This window comes from Cognatilysobacter xinjiangensis, assembly GCF_014651995.1.
Lineage (GTDB): Bacteria > Pseudomonadota > Gammaproteobacteria > Xanthomonadales > Xanthomonadaceae > Cognatilysobacter > Cognatilysobacter xinjiangensis.
In genome coordinates this window covers 417124-430759 of record NZ_BMXY01000001.1, presented here as the reverse complement: position 1 = coordinate 430759, position 13636 = coordinate 417124, and the positions used below count along the sequence as shown (strand labels likewise).

The 13636-nt window shown below is 70.5% G+C and carries 14 protein-coding genes; 10 read left to right on the top strand and 4 right to left on the bottom strand.

The window, feature by feature from the left end; translation table 11 throughout:
- The first annotated feature begins 1 nt into the window (after nt 1).
- From IE066_RS02020 to IE066_RS02000, 5 genes are read left to right on the top strand one after another with little or no spacing between them, the layout of a single operon-like run.
- On the top strand, nt 2–643 hold the full coding sequence (locus IE066_RS02020) for a PepSY-associated TM helix domain-containing protein (RefSeq protein ID WP_189446657.1): 642 nt from the start codon (nt 2–4) through the stop codon (nt 641–643).
- Nucleotides 644–663: 20 nt separating this feature from the next.
- Nucleotides 664–1173, top strand: coding sequence for a DUF2271 domain-containing protein (locus IE066_RS02015; protein ID WP_189446656.1), 510 nt, complete (start codon nt 664–666; stop codon nt 1171–1173).
- Between the two features lie 26 nt (nt 1174–1199).
- On the top strand, nt 1200–2012 hold the full coding sequence (locus IE066_RS02010) for a DUF4198 domain-containing protein (protein ID WP_189446655.1): 813 nt from the start codon (nt 1200–1202) through the stop codon (nt 2010–2012).
- 14 nt (nt 2013–2026) lie between these two features.
- Nucleotides 2027–2995: an FAD:protein FMN transferase gene (locus IE066_RS02005; RefSeq protein WP_425488881.1), complete on the top strand. Its 969-nt coding sequence runs from the start codon at nt 2027–2029 to the stop codon at nt 2993–2995.
- Nucleotides 2992–4593 carry a sulfite reductase subunit alpha gene (locus IE066_RS02000; RefSeq protein ID WP_189446654.1) on the top strand — a complete coding sequence of 534 codons (1602 nt, stop codon included), beginning with the start codon at nt 2992–2994 and terminating at the stop codon, nt 4591–4593. Before IE066_RS02005 ends, IE066_RS02000 begins: the two co-directional genes overlap by 4 nt.
- On the opposite strand, the gene IE066_RS01995 is transcribed toward IE066_RS02000, so the two are convergent.
- Nucleotides 4587–5216 (bottom strand): HutD/Ves family protein, encoded by a 630-nt coding sequence (locus IE066_RS01995; protein WP_189446653.1) that lies wholly within the window; start codon nt 5214–5216, stop codon nt 4587–4589. The two genes, IE066_RS02000 and IE066_RS01995, sit on opposite strands and share 7 nt — an antisense overlap.
- Nucleotides 5217–5379: 163 nt before the next feature.
- Nucleotides 5380–5763, bottom strand: coding sequence for a ComEA family DNA-binding protein (locus IE066_RS01990; protein WP_189446652.1), 384 nt, complete (start codon nt 5761–5763; stop codon nt 5380–5382).
- Nucleotides 5764–5947: 184 nt separating this feature from the next.
- On the opposite strand from IE066_RS01990, the gene IE066_RS01985 reads away from it, so the two are divergent.
- Nucleotides 5948–7438, top strand: coding sequence for a M20 family metallopeptidase (locus IE066_RS01985; RefSeq protein ID WP_189446651.1), 1491 nt, complete (start codon nt 5948–5950; stop codon nt 7436–7438).
- Between the two features lie 132 nt (nt 7439–7570).
- Nucleotides 7571–7837 carry a GlsB/YeaQ/YmgE family stress response membrane protein gene (locus IE066_RS01980; RefSeq protein ID WP_189446650.1) on the top strand — a complete coding sequence of 89 codons (267 nt, stop codon included), beginning with the start codon at nt 7571–7573 and terminating at the stop codon, nt 7835–7837.
- A 7-nt stretch (nt 7838–7844) separates the two neighbouring features.
- Here the strand turns inward: IE066_RS01980 and cysN are convergent, their stop codons facing one another.
- Together cysN and cysD are read right to left on the bottom strand one after the other, a co-directional pair.
- Nucleotides 7845–9776: a sulfate adenylyltransferase subunit CysN gene (gene cysN / locus IE066_RS01975; RefSeq protein WP_425488917.1), complete on the bottom strand. Its 1932-nt coding sequence runs from the start codon at nt 9774–9776 to the stop codon at nt 7845–7847.
- Complete coding sequence (gene cysD / locus IE066_RS01970; RefSeq protein ID WP_189446648.1) at nt 9734–10642, bottom strand: sulfate adenylyltransferase subunit CysD; 909 nt, start codon at nt 10640–10642, stop codon at nt 9734–9736. The genes cysN and cysD overlap by 43 nt, the downstream gene beginning before the upstream one ends.
- A 174-nt stretch (nt 10643–10816) precedes the next feature.
- Between cysD and cysK the strand changes: the two genes are divergently transcribed.
- From cysK to murU, 3 genes are all read left to right on the top strand, one after another.
- Nucleotides 10817–11791: a cysteine synthase A gene (gene cysK / locus IE066_RS01965; RefSeq protein ID WP_189446647.1), complete on the top strand. Its 975-nt coding sequence runs from the start codon at nt 10817–10819 to the stop codon at nt 11789–11791.
- Between the two features lie 127 nt (nt 11792–11918).
- On the top strand, nt 11919–12932 hold the full coding sequence (locus IE066_RS01960; RefSeq protein ID WP_189446646.1) for an aminoglycoside phosphotransferase family protein: 1014 nt from the start codon (nt 11919–11921) through the stop codon (nt 12930–12932).
- A complete protein-coding gene (murU, locus tag IE066_RS01955; RefSeq protein ID WP_189446645.1) occupies nt 12929–13633 on the top strand; it encodes an N-acetylmuramate alpha-1-phosphate uridylyltransferase MurU in 705 nt (234 codons plus the stop codon). The genes IE066_RS01960 and murU overlap by 4 nt, the downstream gene beginning before the upstream one ends.
- The last annotated feature ends 3 nt before the right edge of the window (nt 13634–13636 follow it).

Genomic DNA, 13636 nt, shown 5'->3' with positions numbered 1-13636 from the left:
CATGACGCAGCACGCCGCCACCGACATCGCCGCGCGACAGCAGCGTCGCGGCTACTGGCTGCGCGTGCTGCACAAGTGGCACTGGATCAGCTCGGCGATCTGCCTGGTGGCGATGCTGCTGTTCGCCGTCACCGGCATCACGCTCAACCACGCGACCGCGCTAGAAACCAAGCCCGTCGTCACCAAGCACACGCTGCAGATCCCCGCGCCGGTGCTGCGCGGGCTCGGCACCCGCGAGGACGGCAATGCACCGCTGCCGCCGCGTGTGGCCGACTGGCTGCGCGAGCGCCTGCCGGTGTCGATCGGCGCGCAGCCAGCGGAATGGTCGGCCGACGAGGTCTATCTCTCGCTGCCGCGCCCGGGCGGCGATGCCTGGCTGTCGATCGACCGCGAAACCGGCGCCGTCGAGTTCGAAGGCACCTCGCGCGGCGCGCTCGCCTACCTCAACGACCTGCACAAGGGCCGCAACACCGGCGCGGCCTGGAACTGGTTCATCGACCTCGTGGCGATCGCCTGCCTCGTGTTCTGCGTGACAGGCCTGTTCCTGCTGCAGCTGCATGCGCGCGAGCGCCGCTCCACGTGGCCGCTGGTCGCGCTGGGCCTGGTGGTGCCCGTGCTGCTCGCGCTCATCTTCATCCATTGATCCACCGCAAGGAGTCGTCCATGCGCATCCGTCTTACCATCGCGCTCGCAGGGCTGGCCGCACTGCCCGTGCAGGCCGCAGACATCGAGCTGAAGCTGCAGATTCCGCAGATCAACGTCGCCGAATACCACCGGCCTTACGTGGCGGTGTGGGTGGAAGGCGCGGACCAGACGGCGCTGGCCAATCTCGCGGTCTGGTACCAGCAGAAGACCACGCGCGAAGGTGCCGGCACCAAGTGGCTGCCGGACTTGCGCCAGTGGTGGCGCCGCAGCGGCCGAAGCCTCGCGCTGCCGGTCGATGGCGTGACCGGGCCGACGCGTCCGGTCGGCACGCATTCGCTGCGCTTCGACGACCGCAATCCGCAGCTCGCCAAGCTGCCCGCCGGTAACTACACGCTGGTGGTCGAGGCGGTGCGCGAGGTCGGCGGCCGCGAGCTGGTGAAGGTGCCCTTCAACTGGCGCGGCACCGGCACCGGCAGTGCGAAGGGCAAGACCGAACTCGGCGCCGTCACCGTGGCGACGCGCCGCTGAAACGCAACGACCCCAGGAGATTCCCGATGAAGCGTCACCTGCTCGCCTGCGCGCTGGTCCTCGCCTGCGCGCTCCCGCTCACCGCCGCCGCGCACAAGCAGTGGCTGCAGCCGTCGCAGACGGTGGTCGCCGGCGGCAACGAGTCCTGGATCACCGTCGACGCCGCGGTGTCGAACGACATCTTCCACGTCGGACACGTGCCGCTGCGCCTGGACAACCTGCGCATCACCGGCCCCGATGGCCAGCCCGTGCAGCCGCAGAACGCCGCCACCGGCAAGTACCGCAGCGTGTTCGACGTGCAGCTCGACAAGCCCGGCACCTACCGCCTCGCAATCGTCAACGACGGCCTGAACGGCCAGTGGGAAGAGAACGGCCAGCCCAAGCGCTGGCGCGGCAACGCGGCCTCGTTCGCCACGTCGGTGCCGAAGAACGCGAAGAACCTGCAGGTGTCGCAGACGCTCGGCCGCGTCGAGACCTTCGTGACCAGCGGCGCGCCGAATGACGCGGTGCTCGCACCGACGGGCCGCGGCCTGGAACTCGTGCCGGTCACGCATCCGAACGACCTGTTCGCGGGCGAGGCGGCCACCTTCCGCATGCTCGTCGACGGCAAGCCGGCCGCGAACCTGGAGATCGAGGTTATCCGCGGCGGCACGCGCTATCGCGATGCCCAGGAGGAGATCAAGGCGCGCACCGACGCGAAGGGCGAGTTCAGCGTGACCTGGCCGGTCGCCGGCATGTATTGGCTCGAAGCCACCTCGCAGGACGACCGCACCGACGTCCCGCAGGCCAAGCAGCGCCGCCTCACCTACGTGGCGACGCTGGAAGTGCTGCCGCAGTAATCGTGGGGCAGGACGTGCACGCCGCCGTCGACCGCCGCGTCGTGCATGCGCTGGGCGGCACCAGCATGGGCACGACGTGGTCGGTGAAGTGCGCGGCCGCGGCGGGCGTCGACCTGCGCCCGCTCCACGCGGGCATCCAGGCGCGCCTCGACGAGGTCGTGTCGCAGATGAGCAACTGGGCGCCGGATTCGGTGCTCTCGCGCTTCAACGCGGCGCCCGCCGGCAGCTGGCATGCGTTGCCGGCCGAATTCGCCACGGTGCTGGAATGCGCGCTGCGCATCGCGCGCCTCACCGATGGCGCCTTCGATCCGACCATCGGTGCGCTGGTCGACGCCTGGGGCTTCGGGCCGTCCGGTGCGAAGGTCACGCGGCCCGATGACGGTGCGCTCGCCGAACTGCGCCGCGTCGCCGGCTGGGAGCGGCTCCTGCTCGAACGCGGCGGCCGCGCGTTGCAGCCCGGCGGCCTCTCGCTGGACCTGTGCGCGGTCGCCAAGGGCTTCGCCGTTGACCATGTCGCCGACTACCTGCGAGGTATCGCGATCGGCGCGGCTCTGGTCGAAGTCGGCGGCGAACTCTTCGGCTACGGTCGCAAGCCGGATGGCAGCCCGTGGCGCGTGGTCGTCGAAGCCTGGTCGGGCGACGAGGACGACGACGTGCCCGCACGCATCCTCGCGCTCGACGGCCTCGCGGTCGCGACCTCGGGCGACCGCTGGCACGGCGTGCGCCATGACGGCCGCCGCCACTGCCACACACTCGATCCGCGCGAAGGCGTCGCGCTACACGACGCGCCGACCGCGGTCACCGTCGTCGCCGGCACCGCGATGGAAGCCGACGCCTGGGCGACCGCGCTCACGGTGCTCGGCGAGGAACGCGGCTTCGAGCTGGCCTGCGCACAGGACCTCGCGGTGCGCTTCGTCGGCCCGCGCTCGACCGGAAGCCGCGAGCGCATGACGCCGCGTTTCGAGGCCCTGCTCGCCGCATGAGCGACGGCGCCTCCCTCAGCCGCGCACGCATCGGACAGATCGCGACGTTCGCACTGCTCGCACTGGCCGCGCTCGCATCGGCGCGGCTCCAGCCGGGCGACTGGTGGATCGCGACGCCGTCGTCGGCGCGCGTCCTCGGCGCGACGGCGCTGTTGCTGGCCTGGCTCGCGCTCTGCGCTGCTGCACTGCGTCGCCGCGCTTCGTCGCGCATCAGCGAAACGAACGGCGACCGCATCGTCGTCGCCTGGGCCAGCCAGACCGGCTTCGCACACGAGCTCGCGCGGCACACGGCAGCGACGCTGGAGGCCGCGGGCACGCCCGCGCAGGCGCTGCCGCTGGACGCGCTCGAGGCCACGACGCTTCGACGTGTTCGCCGACTGCTGCTGGTCGCGAGTACCACCGGCGAAGGCGATCCGCCGGACCATGCGCTGCGCTTCCTGCGCGATTCGATGGCCCGCGACGAGGCGCTCCCTGGGCTCGAATATGGCGTACTCGCACTCGGCGACCGCAACTACGCGCACTTCTGCGAGTTCGGCCGGCAGCTCGACCAGTGGTTGCACCGCAGCGGCGCGCGCGCGCTGTTCGACCGCATCGACGTGGATGCGGGCGACGCCGGCGCGCTGCGCCACTGGCAGCACCACGTCGGCCTGATCGCCGGCCGCACCGACCTGCCCGATTGGAGCCCGCCCCGCTACGAGCCATGGCGTCTCGCGCAGCGCGTGCATCTCAACCCCGGCAGTCCCGGCGGTGCGGCCTTCCATCTGGAACTGGCGCCGCCCGACGGCACGAACCCCGATTGGACCGCCGGCGACATCGCCGAGATCGGCCCACGCCACGTGCCGGCGCGCGTGCAGGGATGGCTCGCCGCGCACAGCCTCGATGGCGGCACCCCGGTCACTGGCCACGATGCCACCACGCTGCGCGAGGCGCTGCTCCGAGCGCGCCTGCCCGACACGGTGGAGGACCGCGATCCGCAGGCGATCGTCGATGCGCGGGTGCCGCTGCCGCATCGCGAGTATTCGATTGCCTCGGTCGCGCTCGACGGCCGCGTGCACCTGCTGGTGCGTCAGGCCCGCCAGCCCGACGGCACGCTCGGTCTCGGCAGCGGCTGGCTTACGCATGGCGCGCAGGTGGGCGACATCATCGATCTGCGCATTCGCCGCAATCCCGGCTTCCATTCGCCGGACGTCGGCGTGCCGCTCATCCTCGTCGGTAACGGCACCGGCCTGGCCGGCCTGCGCGCGCACTGGCGACTCCGCGGAACAAAGGGGCGCACGTGGCTGCTGTTCGGCGAGCGCACGCGCGCCTGCGACTTCTTCCATCGCAATGAAATCGAAGCTGCACTACGGGACGGCGCACTCGAACGTGTCGACCTCGCCTTCTCGCGCGACGGCGACGGCCCGCGCTACGTGCAGGATGCTCTGCGCCTGCAGGCCGATCGCCTGCGTCGTTGGGTGGAAGAAGGCGCGGCGATCTACGTCTGCGGCAGCCTCGACGGCATGGCGCCGGGCGTCGATGCCGTGCTGCGCGAAGTCCTGGGCGACGAGCGTGTGGAAACGCTGCTCGCCGACGGCCGCTACCGGCGCGACGTCTACTGAGGCGCGGCCAGCGTCAGGCTGTCGCGCCGGTCGGCATCGCGCGGCATCAGGCGGATCAGCAGCGCCTCGCCGGCTCCGTCCAGCACGTGGCGCAGGCGCGTATCGCCGGCCTGCAGGATCGCGGTATCGCCCATCGCCAGCGCCGGCAGTCCGCTGTCGTCGGCGAAACGCGCGCCGCCGGCGAGCTGGTGGACGATCCACGTGGAATGCCGCTCGGCGAAGACCACCATCGCGCCGACCATCGGCCGCCGCCACAGCTCCGCCTCGAAGCGCTCGCGGCGCCACATCAGGTTGAAGTCGTGCGTCGGCCCATCGATCAGCTCGCCCTGTACCGCCCGCTCGCCGGCGAAGCGGTGGCGGCCGTAGGGCGGCCGTACGTCAACACTCTCGCCATCGTCGAACGCGAGCCGCACGCCCTCGCCCGCGAGCAGCACCAGTTCGCGGTCGATGCCCTCGAAGGTCGAGAACGGCCCGTCCGCGGTAATCTCGGCGATCGAGAGTCGCCAGTTCCAGTCGGTGCCCGCATCGGGCTCGGCGTGGATCTCGCGGGTCCAGCCGCCGCCATTGCGCCAGCGCGTGCGGCGGTACTCGTAGGACGGGATGACGCGCGACGTCGCGGGCATGGGGCATCCGTGCGTTGGACCGGACGAGTATGCCGAGGTGCGGCCGAACGACGAAGCCGCCGGCGGGCATCGTGCCCACCGGCGGCCTACGTCCGTGTCGGGTTGGTGCCCGTTTGCCAGGCGTCCTGCCTGCCAGCCGTCGTCCCTGCGGCCGGTGCGAGGCTCAGCGCTGCAGGCTGGCCGAGCGCGCCGGCATGCGGCTCGCGGCGGCGGCAGCCGGCCGTGCCGGGGCCACGTTGCCCAGCAGGATGCGGCCGCGGTTCTTCTCGATGGTCTTCAGGCCGATGCCCTTCACCAGCGCGAGCTGGTCGATGCTGCGGAACGGGCCGTTGGTCTTGCGGTAGGCGACGATCGCGTCGGCCTTCGCGGGGCCGATGTTGACCAGTACGCGGTCCAGCGTGGCGGCGTCGGCGGTGTTGATGTTCACGCGCTCGACCGCGGCGGCGGGAGCGGCGGCGCGCGCCGGCGTGGCCGGGGCGGCGGCGAGGGCGGTGCCGGCGAAGGCCAGCGAGAGGGCGAGGGTCTGCAGTAGGCGGGCGAGCTTCATGACGGGTTCCTTGTCGGTGGATGGCCATGTCGGCCGGTGTGCACAGTCTCCCGATGGCCGCCCGCCGCGCCGAGCGGCTATCGCCCCGCGCGGCGACGGGATTCTCCGTAGCGGCGTGTAGGAAAAGTCCGACTCGGTGCGGGCGGTAGAATGGCGGCTCTCTATCACCTCTCCCGAGGCTCCGATGGACGCCAGCCGCGTCGAATCATTCGTGTCGAAGAAGTGGGACGACGAGATCGTTCCGCGCCTGGTCGACTACATCCGCATCCCCTGCAAGTCGCCGATGTTCGACGCCGATTGGGTCGCCAACGGCTACATGGACCAGGCCGTCGAACTGATGACAGGCTGGGCGCAGGCGCAGGGCCTGGACGGCATGAACCTCGAGGTGGTGCGCCTCGAGGGCCGCACGCCGCTGATCTACATCGAGGTGCCGGCCGCGAACGGCGGCTCGGACGAGGACTGCGTGCTGCTCTACGGCCACCTCGACAAGCAGCCGGAGATGACCGGCTGGGACGAAGACCTGGGTCCGTGGAAGCCCGTCATCAAGGGCGACCTGCTGTACGGCCGCGGGGGCGCCGACGACGGCTACGCGATCTTCGGCTCGCTCACCGCGATCCTCGCGCTGCGCGAGCAGGACCTGCCGCATTCGCGCTGCGTGATCCTGATCGAAGCCTGCGAGGAGTCCGGCAGCTACGACCTGCCCGCCTACGTCGACCACCTGGCCCCGCGCATCGGCAAGCCCTCGCTCGTCGTCTGCCTGGACTCGGGCTGCGGCAACTACGAGCAGCTCTGGTGCACCACCTCGCTGCGCGGCCTGACCGGCGGCAACCTCACCGTGCGTGTGCTGCACGAGGGCGTTCATTCGGGCGATGCCTCGGGCGTGGTGCCGTCGAGCTTCCGCATCCTGCGCTCGCTGCTGTCGCGCATCGAGGACGAGACGACCGGCCGCATCCTGATCGAGGACCTGCACGTCGAGGTTCCGGCCGAGCGCCTCGCGCAGGCCAGGGAAGCCGCGCGCGTGCTCGACACGGCCGTGTTCGACAAGTTCCCCTTCCTCGACGGCATGGTGCCGATGGCCGAGGAGCTGACCGACCTCGTGCTCAACCGCACCTGGCGCCCGGCGCTGTCGGTGACCGGCGTCGACGGCATGCCGCCGCTGGCGTCGGCCGGCAACGTGCTGCGCCCCTTCACCGCGGTGAAGCTGTCGCTGCGCCTGCCGCCGACCATGGACGGCAAGCGCGCCGGCGAGCTGCTGGAAAAGGCGCTGACCGAGAACCCGCCCTACGGCGCTCACGTCACGCTCGACCTCGAGAAGGCGAGTTCGGGCTGGAACGCACCGGCGATGTCGCCCTGGCTCGACCGGGCCATCGACGACGCCAGCCGCGCCTTCTTCGGCCAGCCGGCGATGTACATGGGCGAAGGCGGCAGCATTCCGTTCATGGGCATGCTCGGCGAGAAGTTCCCCGGCGCGCAGTTCATGATCACCGGCGTGCTCGGCCCGCACAGCAACGCGCACGGCCCCAACGAGTTCCTGCACATCCCGATGGGCAAGCGCGTCACCGCCAGCGTGTCGCACGTGATCCACCAGCACCACCTCGCCTCGCAGCGCGGCGAGACACAGGGCGTGGCCGCCGTGGCCGGCGGCGAGCAGCACGGTTCGCACGGCTGCTGCTGACCGCTGCGACGGAACGGAAAACGGCGCCCACGTGGCGCCGTTTTTCTTTCCGCCTACAGCGTGCGGCGGATGTCCACGTTCCCGCGACGGAGCCGGCGGCAGTATGGCGGCCCCACCCGGCGAGGACTTCCCATGTTCGATGGCTTCTTCGGCTATCTCATCGGCGGCGCGATCGTCGGCCTGCTAGCGCGCATCCTCAAGCCCGGGCCGGAGAACGTGGGGATGGTCGTCACCATCCTGATCGGCGCGGCGGGCGCGGCCATCGCAGGGCACCTGGTGCCCGCGCACGGCGCGATGGCCTGGGTGGTGGCGATCGCGACCTCGATCGTGCTTCTGATCCTGTACCAGGCGATGTTCCACCGCTCGCGCGAGCGACGCCGGCTGCGCCGAGAGCGCTGAGCCCGCGCTATCGGGTTTCCAGCAAGCGCTCGACCACGCGCGCGGCCAGCGCTTCCGGCGGCTCGGCCACGGTGTCGAGCACCAGCTCGGCGTTCTCCGGCACCTCGTACGGAGAATCGATGCCGGTGAAGTTCGGAATGCGCCCCGCGCGCGCCTTCGCGTAGAGCCCCTTCACGTCGCGCGCCTCGGCCACCGCGAGCGGTGTGTCGACGAACACCTCGATGAACTCGCCTTCGTCGAACAGCTCGCGCGCGAGGCGGCGCTCGGAGCGGAACGGCGAAATGAAGCTGACCAGCACGACCAGGCCGGCATCGGTCATCAGCTTCGCGACCTCCGCCACGCGACGAATGTTCTCGACGCGATCCTCGTCGGTGAAGCCCAGGTCCTTGTTGAGGCCGTGGCGCACGTTGTCGCCGTCGAGGATGTAGGTGTGCAGGCCCATCGCATGCAGGCGCTTCTCGACGAGGTTGGCGATGGTCGACTTGCCCGAGCCGGACAGGCCGGTGAACCACACGCAACGCGGCACCTGCGCCTTCAGCCGCGCGCGCGCCGCCTTGTCGACGTCGACCTGCTGCCAGTGGATGTTCGCCGCGCGACGCAGCGCGAAATCGATCGTGCCCGCGGCGACCGTCGCGTTGGTCTGTCGGTCGACGAGGATGAAGGCCCCCATCTCGCGGCTGTCGCGATAGGGCTCGAACGGCACCGGCGTATCGAGGTAGAGGTTGCAGTAGCCGACCTCGTTCATCTCGAGGTGCTTGGCCGCCAGCGCCTCCTGCGTGTTCACGTCGACGCGGTGCTTGATCTCCGTGACGCTGGCACCGACCTCGGCCGTGCCGATCTTCAGCCAGTACGGCCGGCCCGGCAGCAGCGGCTGCGCGTCCAGCCAGAGCACGTGCGCGGCGAACTGGTCGCTTACCTGCGGCGCATCGTGCGCGGCGGCGATGACGTCGCCGCGGCTGATGTCGAGTTCGTCGTCGAGCGTGAGCGTGATCGCCTGCCCGCGCGTGGTGACGTCGAGATCGCCATCGGCGGTGACGATGCGCGCGACCTTCGAGCGCCGGCCCGACGGCAGCGCGACGACCTCCTCGCCCGGCTTGATGCGGCCGGCCGCCACGGTGCCGGCAAATCCGCGGAAATCCTGGTTCGGCCGGTTGACCCACTGCACGGGCAGGCGGAAGCCGGAGTCGCTCGCCGGTGCGTCGACCGGCACGCTTTCGAGGAACTCCAGCAGCGTCGCACCGGTGTACCAGGGCGTGTTCGCCGAGCACTCGATGAGGTTGTCGCCCTCCAGCGCCGACAGCGGCACCGCGGTGACGCTTTCGATGCCGAGCGACGCCGCGAGTTCGCGATACTCGCTGGCGATCGCGTCGAACGTCGCCTGCCCGTAGCCGACGAGATCCATCTTGTTGACCGCGAGCAGCACGTGCCGGATGCCGAGCAGCGAGACGATGTAGCTGTGGCGGCGCGTCTGCGTGAGCAGGCCCTTGCGCGCGTCGACCAGCACGACCGCGGCGTCCGCGGTGGACGCGCCCGTCGCCATGTTGCGCGTGTACTGCTCGTGCCCCGGGCAGTCGGCGACGATGAACTTGCGCCCGGGCGTGCTGAAGAAGCGGTAGGCGACGTCGATGGTGATGCCCTGCTCGCGCTCGGCGGCGAGGCCGTCAAGCAGCAGCGCGTAGTCGACGCGCTCGCCCTGGGTGCCGTGGCGGCGGCTGTCCTTCTCCAGTGCCGCCAGCTGGTCTTCGAAGAGCCCGCGCGTGTCGTGCAGCAGGCGGCCGATCAGCGTGCTCTTGCCGTCGTCCACGCTGCCACAGGTGATGAAGCGCAGCAGGCCGCGCGATTCATGATCGGCGAGGTAGGCGGCGACCGTGGCGGCCGCGTCGTCGTGGCGCGTCATCAGAAATAACCTTCCCGCTTCTTCTTTTCCATCGATGCCGATGGATCGTGGTCGATCACGCGGCCCTGCCGCTCGGACGTCGTCGCCACCAGCATCTCGGCAATGATCTTTTCCAGCGTGTCGGCCTCGGACTCGATCGCGCCGGTGAGCGGGTAGCAGCCCAGCGTGCGGAAGCGCACGCGGCGCATCTCCGCGGTTTCGCCCTCGCGCAGCGGGAAGCGCTCGTCGTCGACCATGATCAGCGCGCCGTCGCGTTCCACGATCGGTCGCTCGGCGGCGAAATACAGCGACGGCACCGGGATCTTCTCGCGGTAGATGTAGAGCCAGATGTCGAGCTCGGTCCAGTTCGACAGCGGGAACACGCGCACCGACTCGCCGGGCTGGATGCGCGCGTTGTAGAGGTTCCAGAGTTCCGGGCGCTGGTTCTTCGGGTCCCACGCGTGCTGGCGGTTGCGGAACGAGAACACGCGCTCCTTGGCGCGCGACTTCTCCTCGTCGCGGCGCGCGCCGCCGATCGCCGCATCGAAGCGATGCATGTCCAGCGCCTGCTTCAGCGCCTGCGTCTTCATGACGTCGGTATGCACGGTGGCGCCGTGCGTCATCGGGCCGATGCCCTGCGCGAGGCCGTCGGGATTGGTGTGCACGCGCAGCTCGACGCCGGTTTCCGCGGCGCGCCGGTCGCGGAACTCGATCATCTCGCGGAATTTCCACGTGGTGTCCACGTGCAGCAGCGGGATCGGCGGCTTCGCAGGATGGAACGCCTTGAGCAGCAGGTGCAGCAGCACCGAGCTGTCCTTGCCGACCGAGTACAGCATCACCGGGTTGCGGAACGACGCCGCGACCTCGCGCAGGATGTGCAGGCTTTCGGCCTCCAGGCGGTCGAGGTGGCTGAGGGACGGCAGGGGCATCGGGACGGTGCGCAGCGGCGGATGCGTCGATTATGACGGCCGCCGCCCGCAAGCGCCGCTGCCATCGCCTCGCGCCGCTTGTGCACACGCACGGAACACCGGCATTCGACCAACGGCACGCCGGCTTACGGCGTCGCGCTGCACCCTACGGGCTCTCCCCCACCGAACGATCCCATGGCCCTCTACGACAGCATCCTCGACACCGTCGGCGGCACGCCGATCGTCCGCCTGCACCGCATCGCGCCGAACAACGTCTCGCTCTACGCGAAGGTCGAATCGTTCAACCCCGGCGGTTCGGTGAAGGACCGCCTCGCCCTCGCCATCGTGCTCGACGCCGAGCAGCGCGGCCTGCTCAAGCCCGGCGACACCATCGTCGAGGCGACCTCCGGCAATACCGGCATCGCGCTGGCGATGGTCGCCGCCGCGCGCGGCTACAAGTTCGTCGCGGTGATGACCGAAACCTTCTCGATCGAGCGCCGCAAGTTGATGCGCGCCTACGGTGCGCGGGTAATCCTCACGCCCGCCGCCGAGCGCGGTACCGGCATGGTGCGCAAGGCCAAGGAACTTGCCGACAAGCACGGCTGGTTCCTCGCGCGCCAGTTCGAGAACGAGGCGAACCCGGCGTATCACCGCAGCACCACGGGCCCCGAGATCCTGCGCGACTTCGCCGGCCAGCGGCTCGATTACTTCGTCAGCGGCTGGGGCACCGGCGGCACCATCACGGGCGCCGGCCAGGTGCTGAAGCTCGCGCGGCCCGACATCAAGGTCATCGCCGCCGAGCCCGCGGGCGCTGCGCTGCTCTCGGGCGATCAATGGCAGCCGCACAAGATCCAGGGCTGGACACCGGACTTCATCCCCGACGTACTCGACCGCTCGATCGCCGACGAGATCCTCAAGATCGACGATGCCCTCGCCCGCGACACGGCACGCCGCCTCGCGGCGGAGGAAGGCATCTTCGTCGGCATCTCGGCCGGCGCCACGGCGGCCGCCGCGCTGCGCATCGCGGAGAACGCGCCGGACGGCTCGGCGATCCTTACCATGCTGCCGGATACCGGCGAGCGCTACCTTTCCACCGTGCTGTTCGAAGGCGTGGCGGAAGGGTCGGACGACGAATGGCTGCAGTCGATCGGCGACACCAGCCTGCCCTGATCGCACCGCCTCATGAGGCCGCCGCCGGCAATGCGCGGCGGCCGCGTGGATTCGCGGGCGGGGCATTCAACACGCCCGCCCCGCCCGCTACCCTGTCGTGCCGCGGCCTTCGCCGCACGGAGCACGCATGACGTCCAGCACGAACGTCGACGCCCGCGAACAGCAGCGCCTCGACTGGGCCCGGTCCGCGACCGGCAATCCCGACATCAGCCTCGCCGCCGCCTCGGCCGACGCCGGCTTCCGCAGCTACTGGCGCACGTTCAACGAGTCGCCGCAGCGCATCGTCATGGACTCGCCCCCGGACAAGGAGGACGTGCGTCCCTGGCTGGCCATGCGCGACGTGCTCGAAGCCGGCGGCGTGCGCGTGCCGCGCGTGCTGGCGCGCGACGTCGACAACGGCTTCCTGCTGCTCGAGGACCTCGGCGCGCAGACCTACCTGCACGTCATCATCGACACCAATGCCGACGAGCTGTTCGAGGCCGCCGTCGGCCAGCTGCTCAAGCTGCAGGCAATCACGCCGCCGCCGGGCCTGCCGGAGTACGACGAGGCCCTGCTCGCCCGCGAGCTGCGCCTGTTCGACGAGTGGTTCCTCACGCGCCACCTCGGCCATGGGCTCGACTGCGAGGATCTCGAAAAGCTCGACCTCGCCTATCGCCGCCTCATCGACGCCGCGCTCGCGCAGCCGAAGGTGCTCGTGCACCGCGATTTCATGCCCCGCAACCTGATGCCGACCGACGACGGCCACGGGCCCGCGGTGCTCGATTTCCAGGACGCGGTCGTGGGCCCGATCGCCTACGACGCGCTGAGCCTGTTCAAGGACGCGTTCCTGAGCTGGCCGGAGGCCTCGGTGCAGCGCTGGCTGCGCCGCTACCACGAGCGTGCGCTCGCCGCCGGCCTGCCGGTGCCGCCGCTGGAGCGCTTCCTGTCCGATGCCGATCTCATCGGCGTGCAGCGACACCTCAAGGTGCTCGGCATCTTCGCGCGGCTCAACCATCGCGACCACAAGCCGAAGTACCTTGAGGATGCCGCGCGCTTCGTTGCCTACCTCGACGCCGTGCTGCCGCGCCATCCGGAACTCGCGCCGCTCGCGGAGGTGATCGAGCGTCGCGTGCGCCCCACGTTTCCGCGTATCGGCGCATGAGGGCGCTGGTCTTCGCGGCAGGGCTGGGCGAGCGCATGCGCCCGCTCACGCTCACCACGCCCAAGCCGCTGCTCGAAGCCGGCGGCAAGCCGCTGATCGTCTGGCATCTGGAGAAACTCGCCGCGATCGGCGTCGACGAGGTGATCGTCAACACCAGCTGGCTCGCGCCGAAGTTCCCCGAGCTGCTGGGCGACGGCAGCCGCTGGGGGCTTCGGCTCCGCTACACCTACGAAGGGCTGACGCCGCTGGAAACCGGCGGCGGCATGTGGAACGCGCTCGGCGATCTCTCGCCCGGCAGCGCGCCCTTCATCGCGGTCAACGGCGACATCTGGACCGACTACGACTTCGCGCGGCTGCCGCGCGAGCCCGCCGGCCTCGCCCACCTCGTGCTGGTCGACAACCCGGCGCACAACCCCGGTGGCGACTTCGCGCTGGACGGCGGCCTTGTCCGCAGCGAAGGCGGCCAACGGCTGACGTTCTCGGGCATCGGCGTGTACCGCGCAGGCCTGTTCGACGGCTGGCCGTCGATCATCGGCGTCACGCCGGGCGCGGCCGAAACGCCGCCGCGCTTCAAGCTTGCGCCGCTGCTGCGCGCGGCGATGCAGGCGGACGCGGTGAGCGGCGAGCACCATCGCGGCGCATGGACGGACGTAGGTACGCCGGAGCGCCTGCAGGCACTCGACGCGTCGCTGCGCGGCTGAGCC

What these genes read in the sequence shown, in the direction of transcription:
- IE066_RS01985 (WP_189446651.1), top strand. Translation starts at nt 5,948, where the DNA reads ATGGACGCCAGCCGCGTCGAATCATTCGTGTCGAAGAAGTGGGACGAC.
- IE066_RS02015 (WP_189446656.1), top strand. Translation starts at nt 664, where the DNA reads ATGCGCATCCGTCTTACCATCGCGCTCGCAGGGCTGGCCGCACTGCCC.
- IE066_RS01960 (WP_189446646.1), top strand. Translation starts at nt 11,919, where the DNA reads ATGACGTCCAGCACGAACGTCGACGCCCGCGAACAGCAGCGCCTCGAC.
- cysD (WP_189446648.1), bottom strand. Translation starts at nt 10,642, where the DNA reads ATGCCCCTGCCGTCCCTCAGCCACCTCGACCGCCTGGAGGCCGAAAGC.
- IE066_RS02020 (WP_189446657.1), top strand. Translation starts at nt 2, where the DNA reads ATGACGCAGCACGCCGCCACCGACATCGCCGCGCGACAGCAGCGTCGC.
- IE066_RS02010 (WP_189446655.1), top strand. Translation starts at nt 1,200, where the DNA reads ATGAAGCGTCACCTGCTCGCCTGCGCGCTGGTCCTCGCCTGCGCGCTC.
- cysK (WP_189446647.1), top strand. Translation starts at nt 10,817, where the DNA reads ATGGCCCTCTACGACAGCATCCTCGACACCGTCGGCGGCACGCCGATC.
- IE066_RS01980 (WP_189446650.1), top strand. Translation starts at nt 7,571, where the DNA reads ATGTTCGATGGCTTCTTCGGCTATCTCATCGGCGGCGCGATCGTCGGC.
- murU (WP_189446645.1), top strand. Translation starts at nt 12,929, where the DNA reads ATGAGGGCGCTGGTCTTCGCGGCAGGGCTGGGCGAGCGCATGCGCCCG.
- IE066_RS01995 (WP_189446653.1), bottom strand. Translation starts at nt 5,216, where the DNA reads ATGCCCGCGACGTCGCGCGTCATCCCGTCCTACGAGTACCGCCGCACG.
- IE066_RS01990 (WP_189446652.1), bottom strand. Translation starts at nt 5,763, where the DNA reads ATGAAGCTCGCCCGCCTACTGCAGACCCTCGCCCTCTCGCTGGCCTTC.
- IE066_RS02000 (WP_189446654.1), top strand. Translation starts at nt 2,992, where the DNA reads ATGAGCGACGGCGCCTCCCTCAGCCGCGCACGCATCGGACAGATCGCG.